Annotated in this window: 14 protein-coding genes; 13 read left to right on the top strand and 1 reads right to left on the bottom strand. The window is 65.0% G+C overall.

Annotated features, from left to right (window positions below):
• Positions 1 to 61: 61 nt before the first annotated feature.
• From tsaB to P0M04_RS31265, 4 genes are read left to right on the top strand one after another with little or no spacing between them, the layout of a single operon-like run.
• Positions 62 to 787, top strand: a complete 726-nt coding sequence (gene tsaB, locus P0M04_RS31280) for a tRNA (adenosine(37)-N6)-threonylcarbamoyltransferase complex dimerization subunit type 1 TsaB (protein WP_259450426.1) — start codon at positions 62 to 64, stop codon at positions 785 to 787.
• On the top strand, positions 784 to 1,245 hold the full coding sequence (gene rimI, locus P0M04_RS31275; RefSeq protein WP_259450425.1) for a ribosomal protein S18-alanine N-acetyltransferase: 462 nt from the start codon (positions 784 to 786) through the stop codon (positions 1,243 to 1,245). Before tsaB ends, rimI begins: the two co-directional genes overlap by 4 nt.
• Positions 1,242 to 2,204: a uracil-DNA glycosylase gene (locus tag P0M04_RS31270; protein WP_259450424.1), complete on the top strand. Its 963-nt coding sequence runs from the start codon at positions 1,242 to 1,244 to the stop codon at positions 2,202 to 2,204. Before rimI ends, P0M04_RS31270 begins: the two co-directional genes overlap by 4 nt.
• Positions 2,188 to 3,132: a DUF1853 family protein gene (locus tag P0M04_RS31265; RefSeq protein ID WP_259450423.1), complete on the top strand. Its 945-nt coding sequence runs from the start codon at positions 2,188 to 2,190 to the stop codon at positions 3,130 to 3,132. Before P0M04_RS31270 ends, P0M04_RS31265 begins: the two co-directional genes overlap by 17 nt.
• Positions 3,133 to 3,360: 228 nt before the next feature.
• On the opposite strand, the gene lplT is transcribed toward P0M04_RS31265, so the two are convergent.
• A complete protein-coding gene (lplT, locus tag P0M04_RS31260; RefSeq protein ID WP_259450422.1) occupies positions 3,361 to 4,623 on the bottom strand; it encodes a lysophospholipid transporter LplT in 1,263 nt (420 codons plus the stop codon).
• A 137-nt stretch (positions 4,624 to 4,760) separates the two neighbouring features.
• Here lplT and alr point away from each other — a divergent pair, with 137 nt between their 5' ends.
• The 9 genes from alr to P0M04_RS31215 all read left to right on the top strand — a co-directional run bounded on the left by alr (position 4,761) and on the right by P0M04_RS31215 (position 13,482).
• Positions 4,761 to 5,873 (top strand): alanine racemase, encoded by a 1,113-nt coding sequence (gene alr / locus P0M04_RS31255; protein WP_259450421.1) that lies wholly within the window; start codon positions 4,761 to 4,763, stop codon positions 5,871 to 5,873.
• A gap of 17 nt (positions 5,874 to 5,890) precedes the next feature.
• Positions 5,891 to 7,270, top strand: a complete 1,380-nt coding sequence (gene radA / locus P0M04_RS31250; RefSeq protein WP_259450420.1) for a DNA repair protein RadA — start codon at positions 5,891 to 5,893, stop codon at positions 7,268 to 7,270.
• Between the two features lie 86 nt (positions 7,271 to 7,356).
• Complete coding sequence (locus P0M04_RS31245) at positions 7,357 to 7,677, top strand: PilZ domain-containing protein (RefSeq protein WP_259450419.1); 321 nt, start codon at positions 7,357 to 7,359, stop codon at positions 7,675 to 7,677.
• Positions 7,678 to 8,183: 506 nt separating this feature from the next.
• Entirely contained in the window at positions 8,184 to 9,227 is a 1,044-nt protein-coding gene (gene pstS / locus P0M04_RS31240; protein ID WP_259450418.1) for a phosphate ABC transporter substrate-binding protein PstS, read from the top strand.
• 203 nt (positions 9,228 to 9,430) lie between these two features.
• Positions 9,431 to 10,363 (top strand): phosphate ABC transporter permease subunit PstC, encoded by a 933-nt coding sequence (pstC, locus tag P0M04_RS31235; protein WP_371877349.1) that lies wholly within the window; start codon positions 9,431 to 9,433, stop codon positions 10,361 to 10,363.
• Positions 10,363 to 11,217, top strand: coding sequence for a phosphate ABC transporter permease PstA (pstA, locus tag P0M04_RS31230; protein ID WP_259450416.1), 855 nt, complete (start codon positions 10,363 to 10,365; stop codon positions 11,215 to 11,217). Before pstC ends, pstA begins: the two co-directional genes overlap by 1 nt.
• Positions 11,218 to 11,239: 22 nt before the next feature.
• Positions 11,240 to 12,046, top strand: coding sequence for a phosphate ABC transporter ATP-binding protein PstB (gene pstB / locus P0M04_RS31225; protein WP_307727204.1), 807 nt, complete (start codon positions 11,240 to 11,242; stop codon positions 12,044 to 12,046).
• A gap of 35 nt (positions 12,047 to 12,081) precedes the next feature.
• On the top strand, positions 12,082 to 12,786 hold the full coding sequence (gene phoU, locus P0M04_RS31220) for a phosphate signaling complex protein PhoU (protein ID WP_056127954.1): 705 nt from the start codon (positions 12,082 to 12,084) through the stop codon (positions 12,784 to 12,786).
• 3 nt (positions 12,787 to 12,789) lie between these two features.
• Positions 12,790 to 13,482: a response regulator gene (locus P0M04_RS31215; protein WP_036234156.1), complete on the top strand. Its 693-nt coding sequence runs from the start codon at positions 12,790 to 12,792 to the stop codon at positions 13,480 to 13,482.

Genomic DNA, 13,482 nt, shown 5'->3' with positions numbered 1-13,482 from the left:
GGCGCGATTCTACAACGGTTCCGCGCTTTTGGCTGGCCGGGCCGCCGGGTTACAATACGCCATGCCTATCATCCTCGCCATCGAAACCTCGTCCGAGCTGGCGTCCTGCGCGTTATTGAACAGCGCGGACGGCGCGGACACCCCCGTATTGACCCGCGAATCGTCCGGCGTGCGCACGCATTCGCAGTCCGTCCTGCCGATGGTGCAGGAACTGCTGCGCGACGCCGGCATCGCGCTGGCCGACTGCGACGCGATCGCGTTCGGCGCCGGTCCGGGCTCGTTCACGGGCGTGCGCACGGCATGCGGCGTGGCGCAAGGACTCGCATTCGGTGCGCGCAAACCCGTGCTGCCGCTCGTGACCCTGGAAGCGATGGCCGAGGCGTGCCGCGCACGCACGGGCGCGACCGACGTTCTCGCCGTGCTGGATGCGCGCATGGGCGAAGTCTATTGGGCGCAGTACCGCTGGACCGGCGCGTGGGAGACCGTGCGTGCGCCCGCGCTGAGCGCGCCGGGCGCCGTCGCGCCGGAAGCGGTCGATGGCCTGGTCGCGTGCGGCAATGGCTTTGCGGCGTATCCGGAAGCCTTCGCGAACGCGCCTTTTGCGGCCGGCGCGCATAGCGACATCCTGCCGCATGCGCGCGAATTCGCGGTGCTGGGCGTGGCCGCACTGGCGGCGGGCCGCGCGGTGCCGGCCGACGAGGCGCAGCCGCTGTACCTGCGCAACAAGGTCGCGTACACGAGTGCCGAACGCCAGGCCATCAACGCGGCCAAGGCGGACGCGCGATGACGGATGTGTCGCACCTGGAACTGCGCCCGATGGTCGTGGGCGACGTCGACGAGGTGCATGCCCTCGAATGCAGCGTGTTCCCGCATCCGTGGAGCCGCGCGAATTTCATGGATTCGCTCGCGAGCGGCTACGACGCCTGGGTGCTGCGCGCGCCGGCCGGCGCGCTGGCCGGGTATTTCCTGTTGATGTATGCGGTGGACGAGGCGCACCTGCTCGACGTGGCCGTCGCGGCGCCGCTGCACGGGCGCGGCGTCGGGCGCTATCTGCTCGACCGCATCGCGGCCAGGTCGCGTGCGCAGCGCATGGCGTCGATCCTGCTCGAGGTGCGGCCGTCGAACACGCGCGCACTCGACGTGTACCGGCAGTACGGCTATGAAGAGATCGGCCGCCGCAAGGGCTATTATCCCGCGCACGAAGGACGGCGCGAGGATGCGATCGTGATGAGGTATGTGTTATGAACGGTGTCAGCGAACGCGACGCCATCTTCCTGAACGAGATGGGGCTCGGCCCGCTGTGGCAGTTGCGCACGGCGCCGGCACCTGAGCCTGCGATCGCCGAGCCGGACGTGGCCGTCGTCGCGGAACCGACGCCGCTGCAGCCGGTAGCGCAGTCGGCATCCGCACTGGCGCCGGTCGCCGCGCCGGCCGCCCCGCCGCCTGCGCCGGTCGCGCCGCCGCCACGGCCCGCGCCGGCGGGACCTCGTCCGCCCGGACCGACGCCGCTGCAACCCGTCGCGCAATCCGTGTCCGCACTGGCGCCGCCGGCCGACCACGATTCCGCGTGGGACGACGCCGCGTTGCCGAGCGACGCAACGCCGGAAGAAATCGCGGCCATGGACTGGGACCAGCTGGCCATCGCCATCGCCGCGTGCCGCCGCTGCAGCGCGTGCCGCGAAGGCCGCGCGCCGGTGCCGGGCACGGGGGCGAAGCAGGCGCGCTGGGTCGTAGCGGCGGGCGCCACGACGGCCGCCGATGAAAAAGCGCGCGTGCCGCTCGCGGGCGATCCGGGCAAGCTGCTAGACAACATGCTGGCCGCCGTCGGCATGGGCCGCGAGCGCGACGTCTACGTGACGAACCTGATCAAGTGCCGCCCGACGAGCGCAAGCGGCGGCGAGCGCGCACCCACGCCGCAGGAGGCGGCCGCGTGCCGTCCCTACCTCGAACGCGAGGTGGCGCTGACGGGCGCGGAGACCGTGCTGACCCTGGGCCAGATCGCTGCCAACACCTTGCTGGGCCGGCCGCTGCCGGAACCGCTGGCAGGCGCGCGCGGCAGCAGCCACGCGCTGGAAACGGGTGGCGGCAGCGTGAATCTCGTCGCCACCTTGCATCCGGGCGAACTGCTGCGGCGCGGCGCCGACAAGGCCCTGGCGTGGGCCGACTTGTGCAGGGCAAGGAACGCCCGTGCGCGATCAGGCTGACACCTACCAGGCACTGTTCGAACGCCGCTGGCGCCATCTACGGCGCGCGCGGGTGAGGGCGCTGGCCTGGCTGCTGGACGCTCCGGACCTGCTCGACATCCACGACCCGCACTGGGAAGGCCGCATCGCGACGCTCGGTCCGATGACGGAAGAGACGGCGCGCTGGCTGGCCGAACTCGATGCGGATCCCACGCCGCTGGACGCCGCGCTCGGCGCCAAGATGTATACGCGCCTCGGCCTGTACGCGGAAAAGCTGATGGCCTTTTATTTCGCGCACCAGGGCCGCCTCGTCGCGCACGGCCTGCAGGTGCGGGCGAGCCGCAACGATACCGTCGGCGAATTCGATTTTCTGTTGGATGCGGGCGAGGGCGGTGTGGAGCACATCGAGTTCGCCACCAAGTTCTACCTGCTGCAAGGCGATGCCACGACGGGCTTCGACACGTTCGTCGGCCCGAACCTGGCCGACAGCCTCGGCCGCAAGATGCGCAAGGTGTTCGACCGCCAGCTCGAACTGGGCAGCCACCCGGCCGCGCAGGACGTGCTGCCGCGGCCCGTCGTCGCGGCGCGCGCGCTCGTGAAGGGCTGGCTGTTCTACCCGCGGGGAACGTACCAGGCCATGCAGGGCATCACGGCGGGCCACTGCCGCGGCTTCTGGTGCGCCTTGGAAGAACTCGACGCCTTGCCCGGCGACCGCTTCCTGATCCTGCCGCGCCTGCAATGGCTGCCGCCGTTCCGCGCGCAATCGGCCGTATGGATGCTGGACAAGGCCCAACTGGCTGCGGAACTGGAAGACCACTTCATGGCGTCAAGCGCGCCGGTGCTCGTGTCGCTGGTACGCGAAGAGCCGGGCAACATCGTCGAATTCGAACGGGGCTTCATCGTCCCGAACGACTGGCGCGACCGCGCCAACGCCCGCCTACACCCCTGACCGGGGTCAGACCCCGTTTTTTGGCAATTGCTCCGAGGCCCTTACCAAGATTCGGGTCAGAGCACGTTTTCGCAAAGATTCGGGGTCAGAGCACATTTCAGCGCACTGTTTTTCTCAACATTGTTCGGCGCTGGGCACCAGCATGCGGGCCCTCACGCGGTCACGGATGGACGTCGGCGCCCGTACCGATCAATTTCTCGAAAAAGTGCTCTGACCCCGAATTTCGAATCAGTGCTTGTGCTCGCCGATCAGCGCGAGCGAATCGTGCTCGCGCTGGTTCGCCGCGTGGCGGCGGCCGATCAGCCACATGATGCCGGCCAGCGACAGGCCGAACAGGACGATGATGACGTTCAGGTCCAGGTTCAGCGTGATCATGATGGCGTACAGCGCCAGCATGGTGAGGATGGAGAGGTTCTCGTTGAAGTTCTGCACGGCGATCGAGTGGCCGGCGCTCATCAGGACGTGGCCGCGGTGCTGCAGCAGGGCGTTCATCGGCACGACGAAGAAACCGGACAACAGGCCGATGATCAGCAGCAGCGGGACGGCGATCGTCAGCGAATACACGATCGTCATCGAGGTGACGACGAGGCCCATGATGATGCCGAGCGGGATCACGGTCAGCGATTTCTTCAGCGGGATCATCTTCGCGGCCATCGCCGCACCGACCGCCGACCCGATGGCGACGACGCCGATCAGGCTCGTCGCTTTGTCGAGCGGCATGTGCAGCGAGCGCTCGGCCCATTTCAGCACGATGAACTGCAGGGTGGCGCCGGCGCCCCAGAACAGGGTCGTCACGGCCAGCGAAATCTGGCCCAGTTTATCTTTCCACAGCGTGGCGGAGCAGTCGGCGAAATCGGCGATCAGCCTCGCCGGATTGCGTTCCTGGTGTTCGTAGCGCGCGCCGGTGTCCGGAATGCGCAGGTTGAAGCCGGCGGCCAGCGCGTATACGGCGATCAGCACGGCAAGCTGGCCCTTGGTCGGCGTATTAATCCCGGTATCGATATAAGGCACGTCGAACGTCATCAGCCACTCGCTGCCGTGGGCGCTGACGAGGGCGCCGCCCATGGCGGCACCGAGGATGATGGACATGACGGTCAGGCCCTCGATCCAGCCGTTGGCCGCGACGAGTCTTTCGGCCGGCAGCAGCTCGGTCAGGATGCCGTACTTGGCGGGAGAATAGACGGCGGCGCCGAAGCCGACGACGGCGCAGGCGATGAGGGGATGCACGCCGAAGAAGATCAGGCAGCAGCCGGAAACTTTGATTAAATTGGCGATGAACATCACCCGTCCCTTGGGCATCGAATCGGCGAACGCACCGACGAACGCAGCCAGCAGGACATAGAACAGGACGAACGACAGCTTCAGCAGCGGCGCGAGCGAAGCCGGGGCTTTCATCGCCGTTAGCAGACCGATCGAGACAAATATCAGCGCGTTGTCTGCCAGCGACGAGAAGAACTGCGCCGCCATGATGGTATAAAAACCACGATTCATTCGAAGAGTTCAAAAAACTGGATGGGTTGCTTTATACCATGAAAGACCGGTTAGCCCAAGGAATCGACAATACGGCATTTCACTGCCGGGAGTAAAATAAACCTTTCGTTCTCAGCCGTCGCCCCCATCTGCAAGCCATGCCACGTCCCCTGCACGCCACCATCCACCTCGACTCCATGCAGCACAATCTGGCCCGTGCGCGCGCCTGTGCGCCGCAGGCGAAGATCTGGGCGGTGGTGAAGGCGAATGCGTATGGACACGGCCTGGAACGGGGCATGCGCGGCTTCGCCCAAGCCGATGGCCTGGCCCTGATCGAGACGGAGAACGCGCTGCGCCTGCGCGAGCTGGGCTGGGTAAAGCCTGTCCTGCTATTAGAGGGAATCTTCGACGCGTCGGACATCCCCTTGCTGGCTGAACACAATGTCAACAGTACGGTCCACTGCATCGAGCAGGTCAAGATGCTGGAGTACACCCAGCTCTACCGTCCCATCGACGTGCACCTGAAGATGAATACCGGCATGAACCGTCTCGGCTTCCGGCCGGACGAGTTCGCGGCGGCGTACCAGCGCCTGCGCGCTGTCCCGGGCATCCGCAACATCACGTTCATGACGCATTTCGCGAACGCGGACGAGCTGGAGCATCCGCGCCTGTCGATCGGCGAGCAGGTGCGCCGTTTCCGCCTCGGCGCGGACGGCTTGCCGGGCGAGCGCAGCCTCTCGAATTCCGGCGGGGTGCTGCACACGGCCGAACTGGTCCAGGAATTGCAAAGCGACTGGGTGCGGCCGGGCATCATGCTGTACGGCGGTACGCCGGGCGGCCGCTCCGCCAGGGACTATGGCCTGTTGCCGACGATGACCCTGAAATCGGAAATCATCGGCATCCAGCACCTGCAGCCGGGCGACAGCGTGGGCTACGGCAGCCGCTTCCAGGCGGACCGGGCCATGACGGTGGGCGTCGTCGCCTGCGGGTATGCGGACGGTTACCCGCGCCACGCCGAGCACGGCACGCCCGTGCTCGTGGACGGCATTCGCACGACGCTCGTCGGCCGGGTGTCGATGGACATGATGGCCGTCGACCTGTCGCCCATCGCGAACGCCAGAGTGGGCAGCAAGGTCACCCTGTGGGGCGACGGTCTGCCGATCGACGAGGTGGCGCATGCCGCCGGCACGATCGGCTATGAATTGATGTGCGCCCTGGCGCAGCGCGTCCGCGTGGCCGAGGCGCCGCTCGGGTGCGATCCCGTTTTATAAAGATAAAGCAAAGAATCATGGCTAAACCCCGTACCAGTTTCGTCTGCAGCGATTGCGGCAGCGTCGCCAGCCGCTGGACCGGCCAATGCGGCGATTGCAAGGCGTGGAACACGATGACCGAGCAGGTCGAGACCGCCGGCCTGAACCGCATGTCGCAGACGCCGCACATGCACAAGAGCCTGGCGCAGACGGCGCCCGTGCTGTCGCTCAAGGATATCGAGGCCATCGACGTGCCCCGTTTCGGTACCGGCATCGACGAATTCGACCGGGTGCTCGGCGGTGGTCTCGTTGCGGGCGGCGTCGTGCTGATCGGCGGCGACCCCGGCATCGGCAAGTCGACGCTGCTGCTGCAGGCGCTGGCGAACCTGGCCACGGCGCGCAGCACCTTGTACGTGTCCGGTGAGGAATCCGGCGCCCAGATCGCCCTGCGCGCCCGTCGCCTGCAGGTCGAGGCGAAGGACCTGAAACTGCAGGCCGAGATCCAGCTGGAAAAAATCCTCGGCACCATTGCCGACCTTAAGCCGGACGTCGCCGTCATCGACTCGATCCAGACGCTGTATTCGGACGCGCTGACGTCGGCGCCCGGTTCCGTCTCGCAGGTGCGCGAATGCGCGGCCCAGCTCACGCGCGTGGCCAAGCAGACGGGCGTGACGATCATCCTCGTCGGCCACGTGACGAAGGAGGGCGCGCTCGCGGGCCCGCGCGTGCTGGAGCACATCGTCGATACCGTGCTGTATTTCGAAGGCGATACGCAGTCCAGCTTCCGCCTCGTGCGCGCCATCAAGAACCGTTTCGGCGCCGTCAACGAGCTGGGCGTGTTCGCGATGACGGAAAAGGGTTTGAAAGGCGTGTCGAACCCGTCTGCCTTGTTCCTGTCGCAACACGACAACCAGGTGCCCGGTTCCTGCGTGATGGTGACGCAGGAGGGAACACGGCCGCTGCTGGTCGAAGTCCAGGCGCTCGTCGACGCGAGCCATTTGCCGAACGCGCGCCGGCTGTCCGTCGGCCTGGAGCAGAACCGCCTGGCGATGCTGCTCGCGGTGCTGCACCGCCACGCCGGCATCGCCGCGTTCGACCAGGACGTGTTCATCAATGCGGTGGGCGGCGTCAAGATCACGGAGCCGGCGGCCGACCTTGCCGTGCTGCTGGCGATCAACTCGTCGATGCGCAACAAGCCGCTCCCGCGCGGCCTCGTCGTCTTCGGCGAGGTGGGCCTGGCCGGCGAAATCCGCCCCGCGCCGCGCGGACAGGAGCGTTTGCGCGAGGCGGCCAAGCTGGGCTTTTCCGTCGCCGTGATCCCGAAGGCTAACGTCCCCAAGCAAAAGATCGAGGGGATGAACATCGTGGCCGTCGAGCGGATCGACGAGGCATTCAGCAAGCTGCGCGAGCTCGACTGATCGCTTTTACTTGTATAGCGGTAACACGGGCGCTGCTGTTTCCACCTATAATGCCACCTCGTTTTTAAAAGTATCACAGGCTTATCGTGGCGATAGAACAGAGGCAATCCGCGCGCAAGATCCTGAAGGTGCGGGCAGTCCTGGCGATGGAAGGCCAGGCCCCCGTCCAGGGACGTACATCCGACATCGGCGCCAACGGCGTCAGCATTACCGTGCCGCACCCGTTGCAGCCGGGGCAGACGGGCCAGGTTGGCTTCGACCTCCTCGTCGACGGCACGCCGTTCCCCCTGCACGCGCGCATCAAGGTCATGTATTGTATTTTCAGTAATGGCGAATTCAAGGCCGGGTTGCAGTTCATGAACCTGGACCTGGCGGCGATGAGCCAGGTGTCGCGCTTCCTGCGCTGATATCGTAAGTGTCGACAAGAAAAGCGGCGGGTGCCTGTGGCCCCGCCGCTTTTTCTTTGTTGAAGCCTTTCCGGCCCCCAATGCTATTCGTGATAGCGGTCATGCAACTTTTTAGTACTCCCGATGCCTTCGGAAATCACCTCGTACACGACGAGGACGATCATCCCGGTCAGCATGCCTGTAATGAATAACATACCATTCAAACGCCGTTGAGCGCTCCCTCCCCATCTGCCTTCGAGATTGTAGGACTACTCCTCCATACTGCATAAACACTTTCAAATTAGCATAAGAAAAAGTATTTACAAGGCGCTTTTTCTCGACTGTGGAAGAGGGTGGAACCGCATATTGTGACAGCGGTCCAAGCGTTGTGTGACATGTCATCCGGGACTGTCACATTATGCGCCACGCATGTCATATGGTCAGGTTGCTCATGTCATAAAGCCGTCATATTTGCTCACTACACTGCGCAGCATCAACCGTGTCACACCTAACCAAAGGACCTTGATATGCGCATGAAGCAACTGCTGGCAACCATCATCATCGGCACCACCGCTGCGTTCGCGAGCACCGCGACGCTGGCCGCCGACATCACCGGTGCTGGTTCCACCTTCGCCTACCCGATCTATGCGAAATGGGCGGAGATGTACAAGAAGACCAGCGGCAATGGCCTGAACTACCAGTCGATCGGCTCGGGCGCCGGTATCAAGCAGATCAAGGCCAAGACCGTCGATTTCGGTGCATCGGACATGCCGCTGCCGGTCGAAGAGCTGAACGAAGCGGGCCTGATGCAGTTCCCGACCATCATGGGCGGCGTCGTCGCCATCGTCAACCTGGACGGCGTGGCGCCGGGCCAGCTGAAACTGACCGGTCCGGTCGTCGCCGACATTTACCTGGGCAAGGTCACCAAGTGGAACGACCAGGCGATCGCCGCCCTGAACCCGGGCGTGAAGCTGCCGGCCGAAGACATCACCGTCGTGCACCGCGCCGACGGTTCGGGCACCTCGTTCCTGTTCACGAATTACCTGTCGCAGACCAACCCGGACTTCAAGGCGAAGATCGGTGCCGGCACCGCGGTGAAATGGGCCGTGGGCGTGGGCGGCAAGGGCAATGACGGCGTCGCCGCCAACGTCCAGCGCATCAAGGGCTCGATCGGCTACGTCGAGTGGGCGTATGCCAAGAAGAACAAGCTGGCCCACACCCAGCTGAAGAACCGCGACGGCAACTTCCTGCAGCCGGACGACGACGCGTTCAAGGCCGCCGCGGCGAACGCGGACTGGGTCAAGGCGCCGGGCTTCGGCGTCGTCCTGACCGACCAGGCCGGCAAGAACGCGTGGCCGATCACCGGCGTGACGTACGCCATCGTGCACAAGTCGCAGGCGGACGCCGCGAAGGGCAAGGAAGTGCTGAAGTTCTTCGACTACGCCTTCAAGAGCGGCGACGCCGCTGCGGCCGAGCTGGACTACGTGCCGATGCCGGATTCCGTCACCAAGCTGGTGGAAGCCGCCTGGAAGAACAACGTGAAAGACGGTTCGGGCAAGGCGATCTGGTAATCGGGCAAACCCAAATTTGAGCAAACCCGACATGTGGGTAGCGCCGCTCCCACCTCCCGGCGCGAGGTCGGGGGAGCGGCGCGTTTTTGCTTCTAGGTAATAAATTGGACAAACACATGAACGCACACCCCGCGCTCGCCGCCGACGAGACCGGCCAGGCCGCGTTGCAGGAAGAAGCCCGCAACGTCGCACTGCGCAATACCATGCGCGTGCAGCGCATTCAGGACTTCATCTTCCACAAGGTGACCCTGCTGTTCGCCGCGAGCGTCTTGATCGTCCTCGTCGGCATCATCATTTCCCTGGCGATCGGCGCGGCGCCTGCGTTCCGCGAATTCGGCGCATCCTTCCTCACGACCAACGAGTGGGATCCCGTCAACGACAAATTCGGCGCGCTGATCGCCATCACGGGCACCCTGGTCACGTCGATCATCGCGCTGCTCGTCGCTTTCCCCATCAGCTTCGGCATCGCCCTGTTCCTCACCGAGATCTGCCCGGCCTGGCTGCGCCGCCCGATGGGCATGGCCGTCGAACTGCTGGCCGGCGTGCCGTCGATCATCTACGGCATGTGGGGCCTGTTCGTGTTCGCGCCGCTGTTCGGCGACACCATCCAGCCGTTCCTGAAAAAGACGCTGGGCGTGCTGCCGTTCATCGGCCCGTTCTTCCAGGGTCCGACGATGGGCCTGGGCCTGCTGACCGCCGGCCTGATCCTGGCCGTGATGATCATCCCGTTCATCGCCTCCGTGATGCGCGACGTGTTCGAGATCGTGCCGGCCGTGCTGAAGGAATCCGCATACGGCCTCGGCTGCACCAAGTGGGAAGTCGTGCGCAAGATCGTGCTGCCGTACACCCGCGCCGGCGTGGTCGGCGGCGTGATGCTGGGCCTGGGCCGCGCTCTCGGTGAGACGATGGCCGTCACCTTCGTGATCGGCAACGCCAACGACATCAAGCTGTCGCTGTTTTCGGCGGGTAACTCGATTTCCTCCACGCTGGCCAACGAATTCGCCGAAGCCAGCTCGCAACTGCACGTGTCCTCGCTGTTCGCGCTGGGCCTGATCCTGTTCGCCATCACGTTCATCGTGCTGTCGGCTGCCAAATTGATGCTCGTCGGGATGTCCCGCAAGGAAGGGGTGAAGTAATGGATGCCGTCGTCAATAACGTCTACCGGCGCCGCCTGCTGGGGCACCGCATCGGCATCGCGCTGTCCGTGCTGGCGATGGCCGTGGGCCTCGGCTTCCTGCTGTGGATCCTGGAGACCCTGCTGGTCAACGGTTTCGGCGCACTGTCGCACACGCTGTTCACGATGGACACGCCGGCCCCGGGCAGCCCGGGCGGCGTGCGCAACGCGATCGTCGGCAGCCTCATGATGGTGGGCCTGTCCACGGCGATCTCGACGCCGGTCGGCATCCTGGCCGGCATCTATCTCGCCGAGTACGGCCAGAACAACAAGTTCGCGACGGTCACGCGCTTCGTCACGGACATCATGCTGTCGGCGCCGTCGATCGTGGTCGGCCTGTTCGTGTACGCGCTGGTCGTCGCCCGCATCGGCCACTTCTCGGGCTATGCCGGCACGATCGCGCTGTCGCTGATCGCGATCCCCGTCGTCGTGCGCACGACCGACAACATGCTGCACCTCGTGCCGAACAGCCTGCTCGAAGCGGCGTTCGCGCTGGGCGCGCCGCGCTGGAAAGTGGCGATGATGGTGCGCCTGCGCGCCGTGAAGGCGGGCGTCGTGACCGGTGTTCTGCTGGCCGTGGCCCGCATCGCCGGCGAGACGGCGCCGCTGCTGTTCACCGCGCTGAACAACCAGTTCTTCAGCCTCGACATGAAACAGCCGATGGCCAACCTGCCGGTGGCGATCTACCTGTTCGCGATGAGCTCGTACGAAGACTGGCGCAGCCTCGCCTGGGGCGCCGCCCTGCTGGTGACGTTCAGCGTGCTGCTCCTGAATATCCTGTCGCGGACGCTGTTCCGCCAAAAGACCCCGCAATAAATCGACGAAGACCCTAGATCCCATGATGACCCAGACCCTGTCCACCCCGGCCCAGACCACCAACGGCAAGCCGAAGACCAAGACCATCGAGATCTCCGGCCTGGACTTTTATTACGGTAAGACGAAGAGCCTGAAGAACGTCAGCCTGGACGTCCACGACAAGCAGGTCACCGCGTTCATCGGCCCGTCGGGCTGTGGCAAGTCGACCCTGCTGCGTACCCTGAACCGCATGTACGACCTGTACCCGGGCCAGCGCGCCGAGGGATCGATTTTGTACCGCGGCCGCAATATCCTGGAGCCGGGTGTCGACGTGAACATGCTGCGCGCGAAGATCGGCATGGTGTTCCAGAAGCCGACGCCGTTCCCGATGTCCATCTACGACAACATCGCGTTCGGCGTGCGCCTGTACGAAAACCTGTCCAAGGGCGAGATGGACGAGCGCGTGGAATGGGCACTCAAGAAGGCCGCGCTGTGGACCGAAGTGAAGGACAAGCTGAACAAGAGTGGCCTGTCGCTGTCCGGCGGCCAGCAGCAGCGCCTGTGCATCGCGCGCGGCGTCGCCGTGAAGCCGGACGTGCTGCTGCTGGACGAGCCGACGTCCGCGCTGGACCCGATCTCGACGTCGAAGATCGAGGAACTGATCAGCGAACTGAAGGGCGACTACACGATCGCCATCGTCACGCACAACATGCAGCAGGCCGCGCGCTGCTCGGACTACACGGCGTATATGTACCTGGGCGAACTGGTGGAATTCGGCGAGACCGACCAGCTGTTCCTGAACCCGGTACGGAAAGAGACGCAGGATTACATCACCGGCCGCTTCGGTTGATGCGGTAAGATTACATTATTGAACAGGATGAACACATGGTAGGCGAGCACTCTTCCAAGCAGTACGACCAGGAACTGGAAGCGATCCGGTCGAAAGTGCTGCTCATGGGCGGCATGGTGGAAACGCAGTTCGACGAAGCGGTGAATGCTTTCCGCGTCGGTAACACCGAGCAGGCCGACAAGGTGGTGGCGGACGACCACGCCGTCAACCAGCTCGAAGTGCAGCTGGACGACGCCTGCAGCCACCTGATCGTGCGCCGCCAGCCGGCCGCCAACGACCTGCGCACGATCATGGCGACGATCAAGGTGATCACGGACCTCGAACGCATCGGCGACGAGGCCGCCAAGATCGCGCGCACGGCGAAAAGCCTGCACGAGCGCGGCATGGTGAGCTTCAACCACTACGAGACCGTGCGCACGATCTCGCGCGCCACGGCCGACATGCTGCACGACGCACTGGACGCGTTCGCGCGCCTGGACGGCAAGGCCGCCGTGCAGATCATCGCCCAGGACGACGTCATCGACCACGAGTTCCGCACCATCATGCGCAGCACCATCACGTTCATGATGGAAGACCCGCGCACGATTTCGTCGGCACTGGACGTGCTGTGGGTCGCGAAGGCGATCGAGCGCATCGGCGACCATGCGAAGAACATCGCCGAGTACGTGATCTACGTCGTCGAAGGGCGGGATATCCGCCACAGCAAACCACAGGCCGTCGCGGCCGGCGGAGAAGGGTGATCGATGGCGGCCAATACGAGCGTCCTGATTGTCGAAGATGAGCCGGCGATCGTCGAACTGGTGAGCTATTCGCTGCGCGAGACGGGGTGGGAGATTCGCACGGCCGCGAACGTGGCGTCGGCCTGGGATTCGATCGTGCACGGCAGGCCCGACCTGCTGCTGCTGGACTGGATGCTGCCCGACCAGAGCGGCCTGCGGTTGCTGTCGCGCCTGCGCGGCGACCGCGATTTCCAGGACATCCCCGTCATCATGCTGACGGCGAAGAGCATGGAAGAGGACAAGATCGCGGGCCTGAACACGGGCGCCGACGATTACGTGACGAAGCCGTTCTCGCCGCGCGAACTGGTGGCCCGCTCGAAAGCGCTGCTGCGCCGCAAGAGCCCGCACCTGGCCGAGGCGCCGCTGTCGGCTGGTCCCGTCACGCTCGATCCGGCCAGCTGCACCGTCACCCTGGACGGCCGCCAGCTCGAGATGGGGAATGCCGAGTACCGCCTGCTGAAATTCCTGATGGCGCACCGCGAGCGCGTGTTCTCGCGCAGCCAGCTGCTCGACAAGGTATGGGGCGACGCGGCCGCCGTCGAGGAGCGCACGGTCGACGTCCACGTCCTCCGCCTGCGCAAGGCGCTGAAGGAAGCGGAAAAGCTGATCAAGACCGTGCGCAGCGTGGGCTACATGCTGTCCGAAAAAGAAAAATAG

The sequence above is a fragment of the Telluria mixta genome, from assembly GCF_029223865.1.
Taxonomy (GTDB): Bacteria; Pseudomonadota; Gammaproteobacteria; order Burkholderiales; family Burkholderiaceae_D; genus Telluria; species Telluria mixta.
The sequence above is the reverse complement of the archived record's forward strand: the minus strand, read 5'-3'. Positions and strand labels throughout refer to the sequence as shown.